The sequence below is a fragment of the Mesorhizobium sp. M1348 genome (assembly GCF_040317925.1).
Taxonomy (GTDB): domain Bacteria; phylum Pseudomonadota; class Alphaproteobacteria; order Rhizobiales; family Rhizobiaceae; genus Mesorhizobium.
Genome location: NZ_JAMYLH010000023.1, coordinates 59,808 through 83,640, shown reverse-complemented (window position 1 = coordinate 83,640; position 23,833 = coordinate 59,808). Strand labels below are relative to the sequence as shown.

22 protein-coding genes are annotated in these 23,833 nt (G+C 62.9%); 14 read left to right on the top strand and 8 right to left on the bottom strand.

Annotated elements, in window-relative coordinates:
• Positions 1 to 283: 283 nt before the first annotated feature.
• Positions 284 to 694 (bottom strand): cupin domain-containing protein, encoded by a 411-nt coding sequence (locus NKH13_RS27325; protein ID WP_292653907.1) that lies wholly within the window; start codon positions 692 to 694, stop codon positions 284 to 286.
• Between the two features lie 59 nt (positions 695 to 753).
• On the bottom strand, positions 754 to 1,416 hold the full coding sequence (locus NKH13_RS27320; protein ID WP_352717984.1) for a TetR/AcrR family transcriptional regulator: 663 nt from the start codon (positions 1,414 to 1,416) through the stop codon (positions 754 to 756).
• A 206-nt stretch (positions 1,417 to 1,622) separates the two neighbouring features.
• Between NKH13_RS27320 and NKH13_RS27315 the strand changes: the two genes are divergently transcribed.
• From NKH13_RS27315 to NKH13_RS27300, 4 genes are all read left to right on the top strand, one after another.
• Positions 1,623 to 2,354, top strand: coding sequence for a GntR family transcriptional regulator (locus NKH13_RS27315; RefSeq protein WP_352717982.1), 732 nt, complete (start codon positions 1,623 to 1,625; stop codon positions 2,352 to 2,354).
• Between the two features lie 56 nt (positions 2,355 to 2,410).
• Positions 2,411 to 3,517: a mandelate racemase/muconate lactonizing enzyme family protein gene (locus tag NKH13_RS27310; RefSeq protein ID WP_352717980.1), complete on the top strand. Its 1,107-nt coding sequence runs from the start codon at positions 2,411 to 2,413 to the stop codon at positions 3,515 to 3,517.
• A 211-nt stretch (positions 3,518 to 3,728) separates the two neighbouring features.
• A complete protein-coding gene (locus NKH13_RS27305; RefSeq protein WP_352717978.1) occupies positions 3,729 to 5,051 on the top strand; it encodes an NAD(P)H-dependent oxidoreductase in 1,323 nt (440 codons plus the stop codon).
• Between the two features lie 20 nt (positions 5,052 to 5,071).
• Positions 5,072 to 6,568 carry a xylulokinase gene (locus NKH13_RS27300; RefSeq protein WP_352717976.1) on the top strand — a complete coding sequence of 499 codons (1,497 nt, stop codon included), beginning with the start codon at positions 5,072 to 5,074 and terminating at the stop codon, positions 6,566 to 6,568.
• 100 nt (positions 6,569 to 6,668) lie between these two features.
• Here the strand turns inward: NKH13_RS27300 and NKH13_RS27295 are convergent, their stop codons facing one another.
• A complete protein-coding gene (locus NKH13_RS27295) occupies positions 6,669 to 7,631 on the bottom strand; it encodes a sugar-binding transcriptional regulator (protein ID WP_031211026.1) in 963 nt (320 codons plus the stop codon).
• 266 nt (positions 7,632 to 7,897) lie between these two features.
• Between NKH13_RS27295 and NKH13_RS27290 the strand changes: the two genes are divergently transcribed.
• The 5 genes from NKH13_RS27290 to NKH13_RS27270 all read left to right on the top strand — a co-directional run bounded on the left by NKH13_RS27290 (position 7,898) and on the right by NKH13_RS27270 (position 13,224).
• On the top strand, positions 7,898 to 8,908 hold the full coding sequence (locus tag NKH13_RS27290) for an ABC transporter permease (RefSeq protein WP_352717974.1): 1,011 nt from the start codon (positions 7,898 to 7,900) through the stop codon (positions 8,906 to 8,908).
• A 150-nt stretch (positions 8,909 to 9,058) separates the two neighbouring features.
• Positions 9,059 to 9,997, top strand: a complete 939-nt coding sequence (locus NKH13_RS27285; RefSeq protein WP_352717972.1) for a sugar ABC transporter substrate-binding protein — start codon at positions 9,059 to 9,061, stop codon at positions 9,995 to 9,997.
• A gap of 33 nt (positions 9,998 to 10,030) precedes the next feature.
• A complete protein-coding gene (locus NKH13_RS27280; protein ID WP_352717970.1) occupies positions 10,031 to 11,539 on the top strand; it encodes a sugar ABC transporter ATP-binding protein in 1,509 nt (502 codons plus the stop codon).
• A 126-nt stretch (positions 11,540 to 11,665) separates the two neighbouring features.
• On the top strand, positions 11,666 to 12,430 hold the full coding sequence (locus NKH13_RS27275) for an SDR family oxidoreductase (RefSeq protein WP_352717968.1): 765 nt from the start codon (positions 11,666 to 11,668) through the stop codon (positions 12,428 to 12,430).
• A gap of 8 nt (positions 12,431 to 12,438) precedes the next feature.
• Entirely contained in the window at positions 12,439 to 13,224 is a 786-nt protein-coding gene (locus NKH13_RS27270; RefSeq protein ID WP_352717966.1) for an SDR family oxidoreductase, read from the top strand.
• 56 nt (positions 13,225 to 13,280) lie between these two features.
• Here NKH13_RS27270 and NKH13_RS27265 read toward each other — a convergent pair whose 3' ends face one another.
• Together NKH13_RS27265 and NKH13_RS27260 are read right to left on the bottom strand one after the other, a co-directional pair.
• Positions 13,281 to 14,351: a D-alanine--D-alanine ligase family protein gene (locus tag NKH13_RS27265; protein WP_352915770.1), complete on the bottom strand. Its 1,071-nt coding sequence runs from the start codon at positions 14,349 to 14,351 to the stop codon at positions 13,281 to 13,283.
• A 33-nt stretch (positions 14,352 to 14,384) separates the two neighbouring features.
• Positions 14,385 to 14,513, bottom strand: coding sequence for a hypothetical protein (locus NKH13_RS27260; RefSeq protein ID WP_352915767.1), 129 nt, complete (start codon positions 14,511 to 14,513; stop codon positions 14,385 to 14,387).
• 90 nt (positions 14,514 to 14,603) lie between these two features.
• Here NKH13_RS27260 and NKH13_RS27255 point away from each other — a divergent pair, with 90 nt between their 5' ends.
• The 5 genes from NKH13_RS27255 to NKH13_RS27235 all read left to right on the top strand — a co-directional run bounded on the left by NKH13_RS27255 (position 14,604) and on the right by NKH13_RS27235 (position 20,808).
• On the top strand, positions 14,604 to 14,879 hold the full coding sequence (locus NKH13_RS27255; RefSeq protein WP_352717962.1) for a hypothetical protein: 276 nt from the start codon (positions 14,604 to 14,606) through the stop codon (positions 14,877 to 14,879).
• 36 nt (positions 14,880 to 14,915) lie between these two features.
• Positions 14,916 to 15,890, top strand: a complete 975-nt coding sequence (locus NKH13_RS27250; RefSeq protein ID WP_352717960.1) for an ABC transporter substrate-binding protein — start codon at positions 14,916 to 14,918, stop codon at positions 15,888 to 15,890.
• Positions 15,891 to 15,964: 74 nt separating this feature from the next.
• Positions 15,965 to 17,041 (top strand): quaternary amine ABC transporter ATP-binding protein, encoded by a 1,077-nt coding sequence (locus NKH13_RS27245; RefSeq protein WP_352915764.1) that lies wholly within the window; start codon positions 15,965 to 15,967, stop codon positions 17,039 to 17,041.
• Positions 17,038 to 19,020: an ABC transporter permease gene (locus tag NKH13_RS27240; protein WP_352717956.1), complete on the top strand. Its 1,983-nt coding sequence runs from the start codon at positions 17,038 to 17,040 to the stop codon at positions 19,018 to 19,020. The genes NKH13_RS27245 and NKH13_RS27240 overlap by 4 nt, the downstream gene beginning before the upstream one ends.
• Before the next feature lie 141 nt (positions 19,021 to 19,161).
• The gene (locus tag NKH13_RS27235; RefSeq protein WP_352717954.1) at positions 19,162 to 20,808 is read left to right on the top strand and encodes a hypothetical protein; all 1,647 of its coding nucleotides are present in this window, start codon (positions 19,162 to 19,164) and stop codon (positions 20,806 to 20,808) included.
• 123 nt (positions 20,809 to 20,931) lie between these two features.
• Here NKH13_RS27235 and NKH13_RS27230 read toward each other — a convergent pair whose 3' ends face one another.
• Genes NKH13_RS27230 through NKH13_RS27220 form a run of 3 tightly spaced genes read right to left on the bottom strand, consistent with a single transcriptional unit; the run spans position 20,932 to position 23,830 of the window.
• Complete coding sequence (locus NKH13_RS27230; RefSeq protein ID WP_352915761.1) at positions 20,932 to 22,113, bottom strand: M20 aminoacylase family protein; 1,182 nt, start codon at positions 22,111 to 22,113, stop codon at positions 20,932 to 20,934.
• 45 nt (positions 22,114 to 22,158) lie between these two features.
• Positions 22,159 to 22,932 (bottom strand): amino acid ABC transporter ATP-binding protein, encoded by a 774-nt coding sequence (locus tag NKH13_RS27225; protein ID WP_352717951.1) that lies wholly within the window; start codon positions 22,930 to 22,932, stop codon positions 22,159 to 22,161.
• Positions 22,919 to 23,830, bottom strand: coding sequence for an amino acid ABC transporter permease (locus NKH13_RS27220; RefSeq protein WP_352717949.1), 912 nt, complete (start codon positions 23,828 to 23,830; stop codon positions 22,919 to 22,921). Before NKH13_RS27220 ends, NKH13_RS27225 begins: the two co-directional genes overlap by 14 nt.
• Between the last annotated feature and the right edge of the window lie 3 nt (positions 23,831 to 23,833).

Below are 23,833 nucleotides of genomic sequence, written 5' to 3'. Positions count from 1 at the left end.
GGGTCATCCGATGCTGGCCTCCACTCCAGCCAGCATCTTGAATCACAAAACAGATAAATCTGGAATCCCCTTTGATTCCGTCAAAGGGGGAACCGCTCTAGCTGTGAAAGCAGTTTGTGGATCAGCAAACGAGCCATCCATCCAGCCGACGGCTTGTCGCGGCTGCACGTAGCACTCGCGCGAAGGCCCGCTTCGACCCTGGATGGATGGACTGCTGGATTTAGGCGGCATAAGGCACCGTCGTCCAGGTCAAATCCTGAGCCTGGCGCAACGGTTTCGCCGGTCAGGCCGCCTGCAGGATCTGGATTCCGTGGCGTCCGGTAAGCTCGATCACGCGGTTAATCATGTCAGCGGTCGGCGGGCCGGAGGGCGCGTCCTTGGATGCAGCCTCTTCGAAGAATGCGATCATCTCGTCGTCGACGATCGCCATGAATATAACCGGCACGGGACCAGCATTGCGATAGCCATGGGGCGCGTTGCCCGGAATGGTGACGACATCACCGGGTTCCACCTCATATTCTTGCGCGACACCATCGATCACCGTCCACATCGTGAGAGTGCCCTCGAGAATGCGGAAAATTTCCGCGGAAGGATGCGTGTGGGGCGGCGTGCCGCTTCCAGGAGGTACCGTGACGTCGATCACGTTGAGTGCCGTCCCAGCGAGCTTTGCCCGGACAGCGACCTGATCGCCCATCACCCAGAAGCCTTGAACCGAATCGGCCGGATGGACCGTCGCTTTGGTCTTATGCCAAGTCACTTGCTTTTTCCCTTTCGAACAGCGCCCTGCTGCGATTTTGCCGCATTGAGCAAGGCGCGAATTGCCCAGGCGGCTGCCTCTCCGGCCTCACGGCCGGTAAGACCCCAGTAGTCTTTCATCGTCTGCCAGGCAGTGGCGCTGAACAGGAGCTGGATCACGGCCTCAAGCTGGCGCGCCGCCTTCGGGTCCATTCCGTTTGCGACTTGCGAAAGGCTGCTCCGAAAGGCACGTTGCCGCTCACCATTGGCTTGCAGGCGCATCTCGCGCCCGGTAGCGCTCGCATGCGAGGCCCTGACTACGCCTTCGATTGCGTCCAACGAAGCGAAAAGGTCGGGAGGAAGATCGATCAGATCCTGCTCCCGCTCAGGCCAGAACCGCACTCCCAGCGAGGCATTGGTGCTGGCCCAAAAGGCTTCCAGAAGCGCTTCCTTCGTCGGGAAGTGGCGGAAGATCGTCCTTCGGTTCACGCCCGAAACCTCGGCAACCTCATCGAAGCCAAGGAGGCTGTATGGATTTTGCTCCAGGATCGTTCGAATGGACGCGAGGATGCGCTCGCGCGTCGCCTGCGCCTGCTCTGCCCGCAGCGGGCTCTCGTATTTCTGAGTCATCATTTGTGAATTCATGTCACTGCTAGTGACACAAAGCTTCCCAGTCGTCAATGGACATTGCGAAGGCTACGCACCAGTCCGTTTCCCGCTGCGAGAAGCCAGCTGACGCTCAGCGAGGCGAGCGGGAAGGCTTGCGTGGCCAGGCTGGCTGAGGCCGGAAGAGCGCCAATGTCATGCAGGATCGACAATCCAGAAATTCCTCTTGTTAGATTGTCGACAATCTGCTTGTGTCGCTTTTGGTCTCCTGGAGCAGCCGGATGGCAAAGCTGGATTTCAATCCGATCGCCGATACGACACGCAGGGCAGAGATCGTCGCGCTGCTCCGGCGGGCGATCCTGACCGGCCAGCTGGAGCCGGGGCAGAAGCTCAACGAACTCAGGATTTCCGAGCAGATGCGGGTGAGCCGCGCGCCGCTGCGCGAGGCGATGCGCGAACTGGTGCAGGAAGGCATCCTGACCAGCATCCCCTACGCCGGAACCTTCGTCATCGACGTTACCGCCAAGGATATCGACGATGCCTATTCGCTCAACAAGGTGCTGGACGAATTCGCCATCGCGCGGACCTGGTCGCTTCGCGACCAGCGCTTCTTCGACGAACTCGACCGGCGCCATGCGGCGGTGAAGCAGGCGACGCGCGAACTGGACACGACGCGGCAGATCGAAACGGCGCTGCAACTGCATGGCCTGATCCACGAATGGGCCGACAATTCGGTGCTGCTTGAAACGTGGCAACGGCTGACCAGCCGGCTGCAGATGTACTTCGCGTTGCACCAGCGGGCGCGCAACGAGCCGGTGCCTGCCGAAGATGCTCACGAGACCTATGTGCGGCTGCTCAAGGGCACCGACATGCGCGCCGCCCAGCGCCATGCCAAGGAGCACATCGATTTCGATTTCGAGGCATTGCTCGCCTATGCGCGCGGGCTGGAGCAACGCGGCTCAAATGACGCTAGTCGTGCAAGTCTGACCCGCGGCCGGCCCGAAACCGCCTGATGAGCCCGATAAGTTTGGTGGGCCACCCTTAATATCGCAGATAACGGACAGAAAACGTGCAGATCAAAACCATTGAAGCCTACCATGTCGTCCAGCCCTTCGTTGACGGGCCTTATCGTATGTCCAAGGGGCGCGTCGCCGATGCGTTCGACGCGGTGATCGTCGCCGTCACCGCCGATAGCGGGCTCACCGGCTGGGGCGAGATGGCGCCGCTCGGCAATTTCTATTCGCCGGCCTTCGCCGCCGGTACGCGCGCCGGTGTCGTCGAGATCGCGCCGTATCTCATCGGCCATGATCCACGCGGGCTTGCCAGTATCAACAGGCTGATGGATACCGTGTTCAAGGGCCATCCCTACATCAAGTCGGCGCTCGACATGGCGTGCTCGGATCTTGCGGCGCGCGCCGCCGACGTGCCGCTGGTGACACTGCTTGGCGGACGCGAAAGCGAGACTGCCGAACTCTACAAGGTCGTCACCCACGGCACGGTCGACGCGATGGCAGCACTCGCCAAGCACATCGTCGACCAAGGATTTCACCGGCTGCAGGTCAAGGTCGGCGGCAACGTCCATGACGACATCGAACGCGTCACAGCCGTTGCCGCCGCGGTGCCGAAAGGCACCGTCATCTTCTGCGACGCCAATGCCGGCTGGACCCCTTACCAGGCGCGCCAGTTCGTGGATGCGACGCGCACCATCGACTATACGTTCGAGCAGCCCTGCACGACGATCGACGAATGTCTGTCGGTGCGCCGCTCGCTCGACAAGCCGATGGTGCTCGACGAATCCGTCGCCTCGCTGGATGATATGCTCGACATCCATCGCAAGGGCGCCGCCGACGGGCTGACGCTGAAGATCTCGCGGCTCGGAGGAGTAACCAAAACGCGCCAGATCCGCGACCTTGCCGTCGACCTGGGCTTCATGATCACGGTCGAGGACACTGGCGGCGCCGAGATCGACACATCGGCCATGGCGCATCTGTCGCTGTCGACGCCGGAGGAGCGCCGGCTGCACGCCATCGCCTTTCACGAATGGGTGACGGTGCGCACCGCATCCAACATGCCGCCAGTTTCGGGAAGCCGCATGGGCATTCCGGACGGGCCGGGACTTGGCATCGATGTCGTTCCCGACCTGCTCGGCGCGCCCTTCTTCGAGATCGGCAGCTGAGCGCAATAAGGCTGCACCCAATCGACCTGAATATGCCGCGTCCTTCTGACTGCAGAGGCACGGCCGTGTGGATTGACCGCTCATCCAATCGTCTTCGGCCGATTGCAGAGCGACAATGCCCAATTGCCGGTTGAAATATTTTTCATTTGGAAATAGAAATGTTCAAAACTGATTTGGACGCTGCGGCGCGTCAGGAACTGGAGGAAGCGACATGTCCCATCCGCAATTTGCAGCGGAACTTCTGCAGCGCGCTGAACAGCAGGGACCGATCACCATCGGGCTTGCCGGCGCCGGGCAGATGGGCACCGACATCGTCGTCCAGGTCGCGCTGATGCCGGGCATGCGGATCGGCGCCATCTCCGAAGTCAGGCCGCAGGCAGCGATCGACGCGGCGCTGCTCGCTGGCCACGACCGTTCCGACATCGTCCAGGCCGGCAATGCGGCGGCGATCGACCGCGCCATCGAGGCCGGCAAGATCGCGGTGACCGAAGATTTGCATGCGCTGGCGGCGGCCGGCCGTATCGACGTCATCATCGACGCGACGGGCAATCCCAATATCGGCACGCTGTTCGCGCTCGAAGTGATGAAGAATGGCAAGCACATCGTCATGCTCAATGTCGAGGCCGACATCACCATCGGCCGCTTCCTCAAGGAGGAGGCACGCAAGGCTGGCGTCGTCTATACCGGTGCGGCCGGCGACGAGCCCGCCTGCACGCTGGAGATCATCGGCTTTGCCAAAAGCCTCGGCTTCAACATCATCGCCGCCGGCAAGGGCAAGAACAATCCGCTGAAGATCGACGCCATGCCGGCCGACTACGAGAAGGAGGCGGCCGAGCGCAACATGAATGCGCGCATGCTGGTCGAATTCGTCGACGGCTCGAAGACGGCGATCGAAATGGTGGCGATCGCCAATGCGACCGGGCTGGTGCCCGACGTGCCGGGCATGCACGGCCCAACCGCGACGCTGGAGGAACTGGCCAGCGTGCTCTGCCCGCGCGAGAATGGCGGCGTGCTGCATCGCAAGGGCGTGGTCGACTATTCCATCGGCAAAGGCGTCGCGCCCGGCGTGTTCTGCATCATCGAGACCCGGCATCCGCGCGTGCTGGAGCGCATGATCGACCTCAAGGTCGGCAAAGGCCCCTATTTCACGATCTTCCGGCCCTATCATCTGACCAGCCTGGAAGTGCCGCTGTCGGCGGCGCGCGCGGTGGTCTACAAGCGCGCCGACATGGAGCCGCTCGACCGTCCGGTCGCCGAGGCGGTGGCGGTTGCCAAGAGCGATCTTGGTGTTGGCCAGTCGCTCGGCATGATCGGCGAGAACGACTATCGCGGCTTCGCCATGACGTGGGACGATGCTCGCGCCCGCGGCGCCCTGCCGCTCGGCCTTGCCGAACGCGCCAAGGTGGTCAAGCCGCTCAAGACCGGCGACTTCCTGACCTATGAAAATTGTGTACCCGACGATTCGATGGTGATAACCCAGATCCGCCGCCGTCTCGACCAATCGGACGGACGGTTCGCTACCAACGCAGCCTGACCCCGCCGGATCTCCGCCTGATGGACGATGTCGTAATCGGGATCGATGCCTCGACCACGGCCGTGAAGGCAATTGCCTTCACGCGCGACGGCGAAGAGCTGTTCCAGGCGCGCGAAGCCTATCCGCTTTCAAATCCGAAGCCTGGCCATTTCGAGCAGGACGCCGAACATTGGTGGACCGCGCTGCTTGGCGCATTGAAGCAGGTCACCGAGGCGGTCGGCGCTGCGCGGGTGGCGGCGATCTGCATTGCCCACCAGCGCGAGACCTTCACGCTGGTGGACAGCGCCGGCAACCCACTTATCCCTGCGATCCTGTGGCTCGACGAACGCGCCCGGCCTCACGTTATCAGGCTTTCGGCCGAACTCGGCCGCGAGGCGATCCGCGACTGGAGCGGCAAGCCGCCGGACCCGACGCCGGCGCTCTACGCCATTGCCTGGCTTGCCGAACACCAGCCCCAGGTGCTTCACCAGGCAGCGGCGGCGGTCGACGTGCACGGCTTCTTCGTTCAGCGGCTGACCGGGCGATTGGTCACCAGCACCGCAAGTGCGGATCCGCTCGGGTTGCTCGACGTCGAGAAAGGTACCTGGCATCCCCGTCTCGTTGCGGCCGCCGGACTGCAGATGGAGCAATTGCCCGAGCTGGTCGCGCCGGGCGCAATTTGCGGCGGGCTTTCCACAACCGCGGCGCAGCTGACCGGCCTGGAGGCTGGCACGCCGGTTGTGGCAGGAGCGGGTGACGGGCAAGCTATGGGCCTCGGCATGGGTGTCTATGGCGAGGGCAAGAGCTATCTCTCGCTCGGCTCCGGCGTGGTCAGCGGCTGCTATTCCGGCAAGGTGAAAACCTCGGACGCCTTTCGAACGCTGGTCTCGCCGACCGGGTCCGGTTTCATGCTGGAGACCGTGCTGCGCTCGGGCATGCAGCTGGTCGACTGGATCGTTCGCACGACCGGTTCGCCGTCGGCGGCAGCGCTGGAGAAAGCTGCGCTGGATGTTGCCGCGGGCAGCGAGGGCCTGCTCATCATGCCCTATTGGGCCGGCGTCATGAGCCCGTATTGGGACGGTGCGGCACGCGGCGCCATTGTCGGCCTGTCGCTGGACCACCGGCCGGAGCATCTCTTCCGCGCTGTCCTGGAAGGCATCGCCTTCGAGCAGGCCGTTGCCACCGAGGCCATGGAAGCCCGGGCCGGCGGCAGACCGGCAGCGATAATTGCCGCGGGCGGCGGCACCAATTGCGCGCTGCTCATGCAGATCATGGCAAGCGTGCTCGAGCGGCCGCTCTCGGTTTCGCCGGTCAACGAGGCCGCCGCACTCGGCGCTGCCATGCTGGCGGCTGCCGCCGTCGGCTGGTTTGCCTCGCCGGAAGCCGCCGCGAAGGCAATGGCCGCCACTCCCACCAGGCATGTCGATCCGGTCGACGGACTTGTCGCCGGCTATCGCGACCGCAAGGCAATCTACCGCGATCTTTATCAGGCGACGCGCGACATCCACACCCGCCTCGGCGCTCTCAGCCGGATCTAAAGCGCGTCGCGTTCGACCGGCCTCATGCGATGCGCTTTAGATTCTTGTTTTGATGCATGTCGTTACCGCAAAACCGCTGCACACTTTTGCGCGACATGCATTAGCGGTTGAGCAGGCCCTTGGCCGCGTCTTCGTCGGTGATCAGAACCGATACCTTGGTGTTGGCGAGTGCAGCCCGCATCACCGCAACCTTCTCGCTGCCTCCCGACACCAGGATGATGCTCGGGATATCCGATAGATCCTGCAGCGGATAGGCACAGACGCGGCGGTTGACCTCGTGGTCGACCGGGCGGCCCTCGGCGTCGATGAAATGACACAGAATATCGCCGACGGCGCCGGCCGCCTGCAGTTCCTCGAGTTCGCTGGGCTTGATGAAGCCGTAATTGGCGATCGGGCTGTCGTTGGAAAACGAGCCGACGCTGAGCACGGCGATGTTTGCCCGGCGTGCTCGGAAGACGACGTCCTGAACGCTGCGCTGGCTCATGAAAGCGTCGCGCTGCTCCGGCCTGTCGGCATAGACCGGCACCGGCAGCAGGAAGCACTCCGCACCGATCTTTTCGGCGAAATCCCAGGCGCTTTCTGTCGGGTTGAGCGGCTGGGCATGGGTCAGGCCGCCAAGCATCGAAACTACCGTCGTCCTGGCGATGGGCCGCCGCGGCAATTCATTGATGGCGAATTTCAGTGTCCGCCCCCAGCCCAGTGCGATAACATCGCCGGCATTCACGTGGTCGGCCAGGTAGGCGGCGGCGGCGTGGCCGATCATCAGCGGCGCGTTGCTTCGGTCGGCCGCCGACGGTACCACAACAGCTTGGCTGAGGCCGAACCGCTGCTTCAGGCTTTCCTCCAAAATCACACATTCGACGACGCTGTCGCGGATGCGGAACTGGACGACACCCTCTTCGCGGGCGGCGGAGAGAATGCGATGCACCTTGATGCGGCCGACGCCGAGAATTTCGGAAATCCGCTCCTGTGTAAGGCCCTCGACATAATAGTGCCAGGCGGCGCGGGCCTTGAGTTCGGCGTCGGGGAAGCGCGAGGCTCTTTCGTTCTCTACGATCGTCATCTGTTTGCCTTGCCGCAGCCGCCGGCTCTGCTCACGATATTCCAATCCGGCGACTTCGAAATGCCCAAGATTTCGGAGACCTTGCGTAAGGCAAACCGGCGGACAGCGCAAACCCGTCGTCGAATGAAGCGGCAGGCCTTGACAATTTTCCGACGAACAGTTTAGCTGAACAAAATTGCATACTAAAGATAAATTGTTCACAGGGAGGGGCCTGGTGAACAAAGTGGCCCGGTGATGCAGCGCCGGATTGCTGTGGAGGAGACAAAGTGGCTGTGAGCAACGACGCAAGCGAGTTGAAGGCAGGCTCTGGCGCGCAGGCTACGGCGGGCACAAGGTTTTCGGCTGTCTTTGCCGGAACCATGGGCCCGCTGATCGGGCTGGTTCTGCTGTGCCTGGCGCTCTCGCTGACTACCGACACCTTCCTGACTGTCCGCAACATCCTCAACGTGCTCGACCAGGTCACCGTGCTCGGCATCATGGCGATCGGCATGACGCTGGTCATCCTGATCGGCGGCATCGACCTGTCCGTCGGCTCGGTGCTGGCGCTGGCTTCCATGGTGATGGGCTTCGTCGCCCATCCGGACTATCTCAATCTCGGCCTGCCGGTCGGCATCGCCGCAGCCCTCGTCGTCGCTGGTCTTTGCGGGCTGGTTTCGGGCCTGCTGGTGACGGTCACCAAGCTGCCGCCCTTCATCGCCACGTTGGCGATGATGTCGGTGGCGCGCGGTCTCGCCAACATGATCACCGACGGCTCGCAGATCGTCGGCTTTCCCGACTGGTTCACCAGCCTGTCGATCATCCGCCATTTCGGCTTCCTGTCGGTCACCGTCGGGCTGATGATCGTGCTTGCCGTCATTTTCGCGATCTTCCTGAATTATCGCGCCACCGGACGCAGCCTCTACGCAATCGGCGGCAGCGCCGAAGTCGCCCGGCTTTCCGGCATACCGGTCAAGTCGCTGACCAACTGGGTCTATGCGATCTGCGCCGTGCTCGCCGGTCTCGCCGGCATCGTGCTTGCCGCCCGGCTCGATTCCGTCCAGCCAAGCTCCGGCCTCGGCTACGAACTCGACACGATCGCGGCAGTGGTGATCGGCGGCGCCAGCCTGTCGGGCGGCGTCGGTTCGATCGGCGGCACCGCCATCGGCGTCCTCATTATCGGCGTGCTGCGCAACGGGCTGAACCTGCTCGGCGTGTCGCCCTTCATCCAGCAAGTGGTTATCGGCGTGGTGATCGCGCTGGCGGTGGCCACCGACACCTGGCGCCGCCGAGCACAATGAAGAATGGGGCACAATGAAGAATTGGGCTCAATGAGATTCACCCGGATATTCGGGCGAAAACGGATCGGTGATCCGAAACTGGGAGTTGTTCGGCCAAGGGGCGCCGCGATGCGCGGGCAGGACAGATTGAACATCAACGGAGGAATAAACATGCTGACCAAACGTTCATTGCTGCTTGCCGCCGCGGCCGTCATCCCGCTGCTTGGTCTGTCCGACATGGCCTCGGCCAAAGAGGCCAAGAAGCTCGGCCTCGCCGTCGCCAATCTGCAGGCCGACTTCTTCAACCAGATCAAGCAGTCCGTCGAAGCCTACGGCAAGGAAAAGGGCATCGAGGTCGTCACCGTCGACGCCAAGGGCGATTCGGCGACCCAGGTCAGCCAGGTGCAGGACCTGATCACGCAGAACATCGATGCGCTGATCTACATTCCGGCCGGCGCCACAGCCGCCACCGTGCCGACCAAGACCGCCAAGGCTGCCAGCATCCCGGTCATCAATGTCGACCGCAACGCCGACGGCGCACCCGGCGACACCTTCATCGCCACCAACAGCGTGGCATCGGCCAAGGCGGTTTGCGACTACATCGCCAAGCAGGCCGGCGGCAAGGGCGAGTTGATCATCATCCACGGCCAGAAGGGTACGACGCCCGAGGTCGACCGCTCGAAAGGCTGCGGCGAAGCGTTGAAGGGCTATCCCGACATCAAGGTGGTCGGCGAATTGTGGAGCGAAGGCTGGCACCAGGACGAAGGCTTCAAGCTGACGCAGGATTTGTTGCAGTCGCATCCCGATGTGTCGATCGTCATCGGCCAGGCCGATGCGCTGGCGCTCGGTGCGGCGCAGGCCGTCAAGGTCGCCAATCCCGGCCACAAGGTCTGGGTTGCCGGCTTCGACGGTGACGTGGCGGCGCTCAAGGCACTGAAGGACGGCGTCTTCGACGTGACCGCGACGCAGCAGACCCAAGGCATGGGCCGGCTTGCCGTCGATGCAGCAATCAAGCTGGTGGCCGGCGAGACCATTCCCGCCGAACAGCTGCAGGATGCGACGCTGACCACCAAGGACAATGTCGAGCAGTTCATCGCCAAGCATCCCTGATTGAGACCAGTCCGGCAGTCGACGAGCGCAACGATGTCCACCGATCCTCGCCACACGCACAGCCTCCATAGCGGGCTCGTCGTCAGCGGCCTCTGCAAGAGCTACGGGCCGGTACAGGTCCTGGCCGATGCGAGCTTCGAGGTGCGGCCGGGCGAGGTCGTGGCGCTACTTGGCGAAAACGGCGCCGGCAAATCGACTGTCTCAAACATCATCGCCGGGTCGACCAAGCCCGATGCCGGCACCATCACCTGGCGGGGGAACCCTTATTCCCCCGCCAATCCTGCAGCGGCGATCGACGCCGGCATCGGCATGATCCATCAGGAGCTGAAGCTCTTGCCCGATCTGTCGGTCGCCGAAAACGTCTATGTCGGGCGCCTGCCGATGCGTGGCGGCCGCATCGACCGCGCGGCAATGAATGCACGGGCATCGGCCCAGTTGAAGCGTCTCGGCCTCGATGTCTCGCCCGAGCGCAAGGTGCGCACGCTGCGTATCGCCGCCCAGCAGCAGGTCGAGATCGCCAAGGCGCTGACGCTCAATGCCGAGCTGCTGATCTTCGACGAACCAACGGCAGCCCTCGGCGGCGAGGAGACGGAACTTCTGTTCCAGCAGATCCGCAAGCTCAAGGCGGAAGGCATGTCCTTCATCTATATCAGCCACCGGCTGGACGAGATCGCCCAAATCGCCGACCGCGTGGTGGTGATGCGCGACGGGCGCATCGTCGCCCGGCACGAGCGCGCCGACATTCCGGTGCGCACTGTCGTCGAGCAGATGGTCGGCCGCAGTGTCGAGCGGATGTTCCCTACGGTATCGGCGCCGGGCAACGACACGCTGCTCGAGGTCGAGAACCTGTCCTCGCCGGAACGCAGCTTCCAAAATGTCAGCTTTTCGGTGCGGGCCGGCGAAATCCTCGGCATTGCCGGGCTGATCGGCGCCGGACGCACGGAGCTGGTGCGGGCGATCGCCGGTGCCGATCCGATCTCATCGGGATCGGTGCGCGTCGCCGGCAAGCCGGTGCATCTCAATGGCCCGGCGGCGGCGATCAAGGCCGGCGTCGTTCTGGTACCGGAAGACCGCAAGGCGCAAGGCGTGGTGCTCGACCAGACGATCGGCGAGAACCTGGCGATCGGCAATTTCGACCATGTCGCGCCGAATGGCTGGGTGTTCCCGAAGGCGGTGCAGAAATTCGCCGAGGCTGGTATTCGCCGGCTCGGCGTCAAGGGACGGCCGAACCAGGCGGTCAGCAAGCTCTCCGGCGGCAACCAGCAGAAAGTGATCATTGCCAAATGGGTGTCGCGCCCGCCCAAGGTTTTCATTCTGGACGAGCCGACGCGCGGCATCGACGTCGGTGCACGCGCCGCGATCTATGATGTCATCGCCGACCTTGCCCGTTCCGGCATGGCGGTGGTGGTCGTGAGCTCCGACCTCGAGGAAGTGCTCGGCCTGTCGCATCGTGTGCTGGTGCTGAGCCGCGGCCGGCAACGCGGCATTCTTGACCGCAGCGAAGCAAGCAATGTCGCTGTGATGGAACTCGCCACGAGCTAGGACAGCCCATCGAAACAAAGCGCAGCAGGTGGTATCCTCCCAGGCACCAGACCGCGCGGGGCGCCAGCAACAGAGTTGGCGCCCCTTTATTTCCGGAGGACGGCGGTTGGAGCAAAGGGACCGACGATGAAACTATTCGAACTTCATGGTGACGTGGCACTTGTGACAGGCGCCGGCAGCGGCATCGGGCAAGCAATCGCCATTGGGCTGGCCGAGGCCGGCGCCGACATCGCTTGCTTCGGCCACGCCTCCAAAGGCGGGCTGGAGGAGACCGCACACCAGATCACCGCATTGGGCCGCAAAGCACTGGTGCTGACCGGCACGGTGACTGCAGAGGCCGATCTCGCGGCCGCGATCGAGCGTACGGAGGCGGAACTCGGCGCGCTGACGGTCGCCGTCAACAATGCCGGAATCGCCGGAGCTGAGCCGGCAGAGACGCTGTCGCTGGAAAAATGGCAGAAGCTCTATGACGTCAATGTCAGCGGCGTGTTCCTGTCCTGCCAGGCCGAGGCCCGCGCCATGCTGACGCGGCGCAAGGGCTCGATCATCAACATCGCCTCGATGTCGGGCTCGATCGTCAATCGCGGCCTGACCCAGGCGCATTACAATTCGTCGAAGGCCGCGGTCATCCACATGTCGAGGAGCCTCGCCATGGAATGGGCCGATCGCGGCCTGCGCGTCAACGTCGTCAGCCCCGGCTACACGCTGACGCCGATGAACAAGCGGCCGGAGGTCGCCGACCAGGTCAGGATCTTCGAGCGCGATACGCCGATGGGCCGCATGGCGGCGCCGGAAGAGATGGTCGGCCCGACCGTGTTCCTGGCCAGCCGCGCCGCGAGTTTCGTCACCGGCATCGACCTGATCGTCGATGGCGGCTTCGTCTGCTGGTAGGAGAAAAGATGCAGAAGCGATTCCAGGGAAAAACGGCGGTCATCACCGGCGCCAGCGGCGGCATCGGCGCGGCAATGGCCAGGCGCTTCGCGGCGGAAGGTGCCGCGGTCGTCGTCAGCGCCATCGACGCGCGCGTCGACGAGGTTGCCGCCGATCTGAAGGCTGCGGGCGCCAGGGTCGCATCGCTGCGCATGGACGTGACCAGGAAGGACGAGGTCGTTGCCCTCTACGACCTGGCCGAGCAACAGTTCGGACGCGTCGACATCTCCGTACAGAATGCCGGTGTCATCACCATCGCCAGGATCGAGGCGATGACCGAGGCCGAATGGGACAAGGTGATGGCGGTCAACACCAAGGGCGTGTTCCTGTGCTGCCAGGAGGCGATCGCGCGCATCCGCAAGCATGGCGATGGCGGCCGGCTGATCAACACCGCATCCGGCCAGGCGCGGCAGGGTTTTATCTACACGCCGCATTATGCGGCCTCGAAATTCGGCGTCGTTGGCATCACCCAGAGCCTCGCCAAGGAAGTGGCCAAGGAGAAGATCACCGTCAACGCGATCTGCCCCGGCATCATCGACACCGACATGTGGGCCTATAACGATGCCGCATGGGGCAAGTTGATGGGCGACTACAAGCCCGGCGAGCTGATGGCCGAATGGGTGAAGAACATCCCGATGGGCCGCGCCGGCAGCGGCGAGGATGTCTCCGGCCTGGTCAGTTTTCTGGCCAGTGACGATGCAGCCTACATCACCGGCCAGACCATCAATGTTGATGGCGGCCTGATCATGTCGTGAGCGGCGGCGCGGGCCAACGTACCATCGACCGGGATATGAAAGCCGCTTCGCTGCGTTCAGGCTGCTCGGCCCGCCCGTGCCAATCCATGTTCCACGAGCCGGTCGATGATTTCGGAATAGCTGACGCCGCTTGCCGCCATTGCCTTGGAATACATGCTGATATCGGTGAAGCCGGGGATGGTGTTGATTTCATTGACCAAGAACTGCATGTCCGGTGTCAGGAAGAAGTCGATGCGCGCCATCCCGTCACAGCCGACGGCTCTGAAAGCCCTTGCGGCTACATCCCGCATGCTTGCCTCGACCTCCGGCGGCAGTTCGGCCGGCACTTTCAGCACCGCGCCGTTCTCGTCGATGTATTTGGCATCGTAGCTGTAGAAACCGTGGCTTTCCGCCGGCACGATCTCGCCTGGCCGCGAGACGAACAGGTCGCCTGCCGGGTCCTCCAGCACGCTATATTCGACCTCGCGCCCACGAATGAATTCCTCGGCCAACAGCTTGCAATCGTGCCGGAAGGCTTCAGCAAGCGCTCCATCGAATTCCTGGCTGGCATTGATCTTTCTGACGCCGACAGACGATCCCTGACGCGCCGGTTTGATGAAGAACGGCAGGCCGAGTTCGCTTTCCAGTGTAGCGAGGGCGGGTGCCGCACCTTCATGGATCGTCACTGAGCGCGCGATTGGCAGCCCCGCCGCTTTCAGGAGCCGCTTGGCGATATCCTTGTCCAGCGCGGTTGCTGAACCCAGGATGCCGCAGCCGGCGAGCGGCACCAGAGCCACCCCGGCCACCCCCTGTACCGAGCCGTCTTCGCCATGAGGGCCGTGCAGGACGGGAAACAGGATGTCGATCTTTGGCAGATCATAGGGCGTGCCGTCGGCCGGGATCGCCATCATCCGTCCGCGCCCACCCGGAACGAGGCAAACTTGCGTGCCGCCCGCAGGTTTTGCGAGCGTACCATCCTGGAAGCTGCTCAGCAGCCACTGTCCTTCGCGCGTGACGAAGATTGGGACGGCATCGTATTTGGCGGGCAGCAGAGCCCGCATGACATTGGTTGCTGAAAGCACCGAAACGTCATGCTCGGCGGAACGTCCACCAAAGAGCACGGCGATGCGCAGTCTGTTCAGGGTCATGAAAGCCTCGGATATGATCTGGTGTTGAAAAGGTCAGAAGCCGGTGGCGATACCGCGGTTCGCAAAGAAGTAAGGCGCTTTGGTCTGCTGCATTGTATCGGTACCCTGGCCTCGCGGCTCGCATAAGGGATGACTGGCAACCTTGGCTTTTTTCAAACCCATCTACGGGTCCATGCAAAAAGACGGGCCGTGAAATTGGCACCGGCGTTAATCGTTGCGCGACATGAACGTTGGTATATATAATTTCATCTCATGAAAGTGGCTCTGGGCGAGTTGCCGAGCCAACAGCCGAGATCATGGGACTTTGATGGTTTTTACCTCAAGACCGGCGATCGATCCGCGGATGACTGCTTCGGCAGCAATCCTTCAGCAGTCATGACGCGGCCGGTCCCGCGCCACATCTTCACCAATTTGGGCACCACCCCGTTTTGCGCCGGCATCCGCTTCGGCAGCATTGTGGCGCCTACGGCCTTGCGCAACGACCAGCTTTTCCAACACAATCAAAAAAAGACGCAAGAAGGGAACTAACGATAATTTCCACCAGAGCTTGACAGGAGAACAAGCATGTCACTTCGGAGCATGATTTCGAATTTCTCAATGGGAGCCTTAACACTTGTCGCCGCAAGTGCACTGACACCTTCGGCCTATGCGGCGGCGCCGGAATCCAACGACCCGATCAAGATCGCGCTGTTCGACTGGACCAGCGTCAATCTGAACGCCAAGATCCTCGGCGGCATCCTCGAAAAGCTCGGCTACACCGTCGAGTATCCGACCGCCGACTATCTCTCCAGCCTGACCACCGGCCTGACCAATGGCGACATCGATGTCGGCCTGGAATTCTGGGACACGACGGCCGGCGAGGCGATGAAGGCCTCGGACGCGACGGGCCAGACCGAACGCCTCGGCAAGCTCGGACCCAAGGCCAAGGAAGAATGGTGGTTTCCCGAATATATGAAAGAGAAATGCCCCGGCCTGCCGAACTGGGAGGCGCTGAAGGACCCGAAATGCGCCGAGGCCTTTTCGACGGCCGAAACCACACCGAAGGGGCGCTATCTCGGCGGCCCGGTGACATGGGAAGGTTTTGACGACGAACGCGTCGAGGCGCTGAAACTGCCCTTCACCGTCATCCATGCCGGCACCGATGCGGCGATGTTCGCCGAACTGGACTCGGCCTATCAGCGCAAGGCGCCGATCATGCTGTGGATCTATTCGCCGCATTGGGCGCCGGCCAAATACAAGGGCGAATGGGTCGAATTCCCTGACTATACGACAGAGTGCTACACCGACCCGAAATGGGGTGTGAACCCCGACGCGAAATATGACTGCGGTAAGCCGCATGGCGAGATCTGGAAATATTCCTGGGCCGGGATGAAGGACAAATGGCCGGTCGCCTACAAGGTCGCGAAAAACTATACGGTCGATACCGACGAGCTCAACAAGATGAGCGGCCAGATCGATCTCGAAGGCAAGACGCCGGAAGACGTCGCCGCCGCCTGGATCGCCGCCCACGAAGCCGACTGGAAAGCCTGGGCCGAGTGACCGTCTGACTGGAAATCCGACGACCCGGCCATTCGTGGCCGGGTCTCGATCCCGTGTTCCAGAAGGACGATCGCATGACCGATACGATTGAACAGGCGGCGAAAGCGGGCAACGATGCCCGCCCGATAAAGCTTGCCTGTCGCAATGTCTGGAAGCTGTTCGGGGCGGACGCGGCCAATTTCATCCGCCGGCGCGACGGCAAGGCCAGCACGGCGGACATCGCCGCGGCCGGACTGGTTGGCGCGGTGCGCGCGGTCGATCTCGAAATCCGCCAGGGCGAGATCTTCATCATCATGGGACTTTCCGGGTCCGGCAAATCGACGCTGGTGCGCTGCATGTCACGGCTGATCGAGCCGACCCACGGCAAGGTCGAGTTTGAAGGCAAGGACCTGCTCAAGATTTCCGATGCCGCGCTGATCGAGCTGCGACGCCATCGCATGGGCATGGTGTTCCAGAATTTTGCCTTGCTGCCACATCTCGACGTACTGGAGAACATCGCCTTTCCCTTGGGCATCCAGGGGCAGGACCGACCGACGCGCGAAAAGCGGGCTCGCGAGGTCATCGAGCTGGTCGGCTTGCGCGGCCGCGAGCATTTCTATCCGCGCGAGCTTTCCGGCGGACAGCAGCAGCGTGTCGGCATCGCCCGCAGCCTCGCCACGAAGCCGGAAATCTGGTTCCTCGACGAGCCGTTCTCGGCCCTCGATCCGCTGATCCGCCGCGAGATGCAGGACGAGCTGATGCGGCTGCAGACCATGCTGCACAAGACCATCGTCTTCATCACCCATGATTTCGACGAGGCCATCCGGCTGGCCGACCGGATCGCCATCATGAAGGACGGCGAGGTCATCCAGATCGGCACGCCGGAAGAGCTGGTGGTCAACCCGGCGACCGACTATGTCGCCGAATTCACCCGCGACGTCGATCGCGCCAAGGTGATATCGGCGCGCAGCCTGATGCGCGCCTGCGACGGCGCCGAACATGGCGGTGTGGTCGCGCCGGATGCCAAGGTATCAAGTTTTTCGGCTGATATCGTCTCCGCCGGCAAACCGTTCGCGGTGGTCAACGGCACCGGCAAGCCGATCGGCGAAGTCACGCCTCAAGCGGTGATCGATCTTCTGGCAGGCATCGAGCGTCGTGGGTCCGGCGCATGACGGTCACGGCAAGCGCCAGCGCAGCGAGGCCCCGGCCGGTTCAAACCTGGCTGGCGATCTGGGCCTGCGCGCTCGCCGCCGTGCTTATTGTCTTCCTGCTGCAGGAAAGCCTGCCCTGGGCGGTCAATTACCCGGCCGACTCGACCGTTCCTGTCGCCGACTGGGTCAGTGCGCTCATGAACTGGGTGAAGTCGAACTTCTCCTGGCTGACCCGCTCGATCACCGCGGTGCTCGGCGTGCCGCTCGATTTCGCGCTCAGTCTTCTGGCCAAGAATTTCAAGATCGGCCATGGCGGGAATATGATCGTCTTGCCGCGGCTGTCCTGGGTCGGCGTCTGCGCTGCCGCCTACCTTGCGGGGCGCGCCGCCGGCGGCTGGAAGCTGGGTGCGCTGGTCGGCGGCTGTTTTCTCTACACCGCGCTGTTCGGGCAGTGGACCAGCGCCATGCTGACGCTGGGCTTGATCTCGATCGCCGTACCGTTTTGCATTGTCACCGGGCTGTTCGCCGGCATCTGGGCATGGCGCAAGCCTTGGGTGGAGAGGCTGTTGATCTCCCCTGCCCTCGATCTGATGCAGACGATCCCGACCTTCGCCTATCTCATCCCGATGCTGCTTCTGTTCGGCAACAGCCCGGTTTCGGCAATGATCGCGACGGCAATTTTCGCGACACCGCCAATGGTGCGGGCGACGATGCTGGGCCTGTCGCGGGTGCCGTCGGAGATCGACGATTTCAGCGAGATGGCCGGCTGCACGGCACGGCAGAAACTGTGGCGGGTGCTGTTGCCGTCGGCGCGGCCGACATTGATGGTCGGCGTCAACCAGGTCATCATGCTGGCGCTCAATATGGTGATCATCGCCTCGATGATCGGCGCCGGTGGGCTCGGCTATGATGTGCTTTTGGCGTTGCGCGCGCTCAAGGTCGGCGAGGCGATGGAAGCTGGCCTCGCGATCGTCGCACTGGCAATTGCACTCGACCGGCTGAGCCAGGCGATCGCCCACAATCACGCCAAGGGCAATGTCCGCCATCAGCCCGGCACCAGCTTCTGGCGGCGCTATCCCAACCTGACGCTGGCCGTCGCCATCCTCGCCGTCACCACGCTGCTCGGCCTGTTCGTGCCGGCCTTCGCCGCGGTGCCGAAGGCGATCACCTTCACCACCGCGCCTTTGTGGAAGGCGGCGGTGAACTGGATCACCATCAACTTCTTCGACACGATCGAAGCGTTCCGCGTGGCGCTTATCCTCAACGTGCTGAACCCGGTGCGCGCCTTCTGCGAGGGCTTTCCGTGGCTGGGCGCGGTGTGTCTCCTCGGCCTTGCCGGCTACCAGCTCGGCGGCTTGCGCCTCGCCGCCCTGGTCGCGGCATTGACAGCGTTCTGCGCCGTCACTGGCCTTTGGGAAAAGACCATGGCGACGGTCTATCTGTGCGGCATCTCGGCCTTTATCGCCTGCCTGATCGGCATCCCGATCGGGCTGATGGCATCGCGCAGCGACCGCTTCGAAAAGATCGTCACGCCGGTCATCGACACGCTGCAGGTGCTGCCGTCGTTCTGCTTCATCATTCCGGTGGTCATGCTATTTAGAGTCGGCGACGTCACCGCGATGATCGCCACCGTCGCCTTCGCCGTGGTGCCGGCCATCCGCTACACCAATCACGGCATCCGGCAGGTGCCGCCGGCGCTGATCGAGGCGGCGAAGGTTTCCGGCTGTACCAGGCGCCAGACCTTCTTTCGCGTGCAGCTGCCGCTGGCGTTGCCCGAGATAATGCTCGGCGTCAACCAGACCATCCTGATGGCACTGGCGATGATCATCATCTGCGCCATGGTCGGCACGCGCGATCTCGGCCAGGAGGTGTTCATCGCCCTGTCCAAGGCCGATTCCGGTCGCGGCATCGTCGCCGGCCTGGCCATCGCCTTCATCGGCATCGTCGCCGACCGGCTGTTCAACGCCTGGACGGCGAAGGCTCGGGCAAGGCTGGGATAGTCCGGGACGTCGCTAATGGCGCGCCGGTGATGAGTTACCGATCCCTATGCCTAAAGACATAGCCCTTCGGGATTATTGCTCGCTCTAGCCTCACATCGTACGGCTGTCATGGGACGGGCAGGCTCAACAGGAGAGCGAACAATGTCTAAACGCGTTCCCTTTACTCCCGGTGATCTAACGGATCGTCAATGGGGCACTGATGACACCCTCGCAGGCGATCTAAATACAAATATCTTGATCGGCGATGCTGGCGGCAGCCTGCTAGATTTCTCGAGGGGCGGCAACGACACCTTCACGGGGCCGCCATCCTCCACCACCACTGCTTACGGCGATGCCGGCGAGGATAGCTCGGACCACAGCAAGGGCGGCAATGACACTTTCACAGGCGCCTCGCTAGGCACCTACATCTTCTTCGGTGACGTCGGCGGCAACATGTTCGTCCATGCTCAGGGCGGCGACGACAGTTTTAGGGCCGAGGGCGACTCCTTCAACACTTTTTACGGCGATGCCGGCGGCGACATGTCGGACCACAGCAAGGGCGGCAACGATACCTTGAGCAGTGAAGTGGGTAGACGGGTAGACAACACGTTCTACGGTGACGCCGGCGGCAACATGTTCGGCTTTGCTCAAGGCGGCGACGACATTTTCGTGACCAGCACTCGACAAGGAGCCGACCACACCTTTTACGGTGACGCGGGCGGCGAGATGTCCGATCATAGCAAGGGCGGCAACGACACCTTCCAGGGCTCGATAGAAGCCAATAACATTTTCTACGGTGACGCGGGCAGCAACATGTCCGGCAATGCGCAGGGCGGCGACGACAGTTTCACGAGCCGGACCGACTCCTTCAACACTTTCTACGGCGATGCCGGCGGCGATATGTCGGCCTACAGCAAGGGTGGCAACGATACCTTCACGGGTAGCTTCTTTTCCACCAACACCTTCTTCGGTGACGCCGGCGGCAACATGTCTGACCATGCTCAGGGCGGCGACGACCACTATACGGACCTGGGTGGGGAGATTGGGAGCAAAACTCTTTATGGCGATGCGGGTGGCGATCTTTCCGGTTTTGCCGCGGGCGGCAACGACAGCTTCACGAGCGCGGGTGGCTCGGAGATAACTTTCTACGGCGACGCGGGCGGCAGTATGTTCGACCATGCGCTTGGGGGCGACGACGTGGCCGTGCTGCAAGGCACTCATAATTTGGGGTACGGCGATGCGGTCACGATGCTCGGCAGCGCTGTGGGCGGCAATGATTCCCTGACTGGCGGCGACAGGAGCTCCGGTCCGGATGTTCTAAGCGAGTTGTACGGCGACGCCCTCGCTATGTCCGGTTCCGCCCAGGGCGGCAACGACATTCTTACCGGGGGCGACAACAACGAAAGCGGCCAGGTCCATAACTTCCTGTGCGGCGACGCTCTACAAATGTCCGGTTCGGCCAAAGGTGGAGATGATACCCTGTACGCCGGGAGCGCGGCACCTGGCTGCACGGTCATCAATGACATGTGGGGTGACGGACAACTGAGCGAGTTGGCTCAGGGCGGCGCAGACCAATTCATATTCAAGGACGATGGTTCAATGACGGTCGGAACCCAAAACACCATTTACGACTTCAGCCAGACCCAAGGCGACACTATCGTGTTTAGTGGCGTGGAGGGCGTCCAATCGTTCGATGATCTCACTATTTCGCAAAATGGAACCAGCACCATCATTACCGCGGGAGTCGATCAAGTTACTCTCGCAAACTTTACAAGCCCGCTGACGACGAGTGACTTTTTGTTCGTCTGAAAGCGAAGCTCTTATCGCATTCGAAGAGGGGGAATGGGTGAGAATTCGTTGAGCATCGTCGCGCGGCCGGTCGCCCCAATTCTGCTCGACCGGCCGATCGACAATCCAAGCCGCAGGTATGGCTCAAGCGGCCAGAAATCTCTCGGTCAATCGAGCCCAGAGCGCTGCGCCGACGGTCAAATTGCCGTCGTTGAAATCATATTTCGAGCTGTGCAGGATGGCTGAATCCTCGCCGTTGCCGAGGCGGAGGAAGCAACCAGGTTTGTGCTCAAGGAAATAGGAAAAGTCTTCGCTGCCGGGGATCAGCGGGCAGACGGACACCTTGTCCTGACCGACGAGTTCGACAGCGACGTCTGTCGCGAAGGACGTCTCGCCCTCGGAATTGATCAACACCGGGTAGCCGCGCTCGTAGTCGATCTCGACCGTTGCGCCATGTGCCTGCGCCACAAGTGCTGCGATACTGCGAATGCGCTTCTCAAGCGTGTCGCGAATCTCGGCCGAGAAGGAGCGGACGCTCAGCGTGATCTCGGCGTGTTCCGGGATGACGTTGGAGGCCGTGCCGCCATGAATGGTGCCGACGGTAACGACAGCCGTCTCGATCGGGTTGACGTTGCGCGACACCACCGTCTGCAGGGTCATCACGATGTTGGCGGCAGCGACGATCGGGTCAACCGTCAGGTGCGGACGCGAGGCGTGGCCGCCACGCCCGGTGATCTTGATCGTGACGGTATCGCTCGCCGCCATCAGCGGCCCGGCGCGCATCAGGAACGAACCCGTCGGCGCGCCCGGATGGTTGTGCAGCCCGAATATCGCATCGCAGGGAAAGCGCTCGAACAGGCCGTCGGCGATCATCGCCTGCGCCCCGCTTCCCTTGCCGGCTTCCTCGGCCGGCTGGAAGATAAGGTTCACCGTGCCGTTGAAATGCCGCGTGCGCGCCAGGTATTCGGCCGCGCCGAGCAGCATCGTGGTGTGGCCGTCATGGCCGCAGGCGTGCATCTTGCCGCTGGCTTGGCTGGCATAAAGGAGATTGGTCGCTTCGGTGATCGGCAGGGCGTCCATATCGGCGCGGATGGCGATGCTGCGGCCGCTGCCCTGGCGCAAGCGGCCGACGACCCCGAGCCCGCCGACATTGCGCGTCACCTCATAGCCCCAGCTTTCGAGGCGTTCGGCAACGTATGCAGCGGTTTCGTGCTCCTGGAAGGAAAGCTCGGGATGCGCGTGCAGGTGCTGGCGAGCCGCCGCAAGCTCGGCGGACTTGTCGGCGAAGTCGGAAACATCGGCGAACTGGTTGGAGGTCTTTGGCATCGAAGGTCCTTTGCCGGCCGAGCAGGTAATCGCGCCGGCTTTGCTTTAGATGAAACGGCTCAAGAAAGCCCGCGTACGCGGGTGCCTGGGTTTGGCGAGAACCTCGTCCGGAGGCCCGGCCTCGATCACATTGCCGTCGTCCATGAACACCACCCGATCCGCCGCTTCGCGCGCGAAGCCGATCTCATGCGTGACCACGATCATGGTCAAGCCCTGCCTGGCGAGATCACGCATGGTGGCGAGCACCTCGCCGACCAGCTCCGGATCGAGCGCCGACGTCGGCTCGTCGAAGAGCATCAATTTCGGGCGGATGGCGAGCGCACGGGCGATGGCGACGCGCTGCTGCTGGCCGCCTGAAAGCTGGCGCGGATAGGCGTCGATCTTGTCGGCGAGACCGACACGGGTCAGCAGTTCGCGGGCGTAGCCGATCGCCTCCTTGCGGTTCTCCCGGTGAACGCCGACCGGAGCCTCGATGACGTTCTGCAGGGTCGTCATGTGCGGATAGAGATTGAACTGCTGGAACACCATGCCGATCTTGCGCCGCTGCGCGGCGATCGCCCGGTCGGAAAGCTTGTCGAGGCGGCCGTCGTGCAACCGGTAACCGAGCTGCTCGCCGTCCACCTCGATCGACCCTTGGTCGATCGCCTCGAGATGATTGATGCATCGCAGGAAGGTCGACTTTCCGGAGCCGGACGGTCCGAGAACGACCACCACCTCGCCAGGCGCGACGTCCAGGTCAATGCCTTTCAGCACCTCGAGCGGGCCGAACGCCTTGTGAACGTTGCGCGCCCGGACCAGGGGCGTGTCATGCGCGCTCATTGGCGGCCTCCAGGGTGGCGGTCGCCGTCTTCTCGCGGTCGCCGCGGCTGTAGTGGCGTTCGATCGCGCCCTGCGCGACGTTGAGAATGGAGGTGATCAGCAGGTACCAAAGCACCGCAACCATCAGCAGCGGAATGATTTCGAAGGTGCGGTTGTAGATCGACTGCACCGAGTAGAGCAGGTCGGCCATGGCGATGACGCTGACTAGCGACGTCGCCTTGATCATGCTGATCAGCTGATTGCCGGTCGGCGGGACGATCGACCGCATCGCCTGCGGGATGATGATGCGCCGCAAGGCCCGCGGGCGGGTCATGCCGAAGGCTTCAGCCGTTTCGGCCTGTCCCTTGTCCACCGACAGCAGCCCGCCACGGATGATCTCGGCCATGTAGGCGGCCTCGTTCAGCGCCAGACCAAGAACCGCGGCCGTCAAAGGCGTGATCAGGTCGTTGGTGTTCCAGCTGGCGAAGCCGATGGAAATGCGCGGAAACAGCGTCGAAAGGTTGTACCACAAGATCAGTTGCACCAGCAGCGGCGTTCCCCGGAAGAACCAGATGAACAGGCCGGAGAGGAAGGATGCCAGCCTGTCCTTCGACATGCGCGCGATGGCGAGCAGCAGGCCGAGCACGATACCCAGGATCATCGCCACGACCGTCAGGCCGAGCGTTACGGAAAGCCCCTGCATGACCGTGGGATCGAAGAAATACTGGGCGACGACCGGCCAGCCGAAATTCGGGTTGACCGCAACGATATAGGCGAAGCCGGCCGCCACGGCGACGGTGAACGCCCAGAGCGCCAGCCGGACGAGCGGAAACGGCCGGTGGGCTCGTTTGACGTCGCGCAGCGCGTCGTCGGGACGTCGCGGCAGCCCGGCCGCGTAGGCAGCGGTCGCGTCGGTCATGGC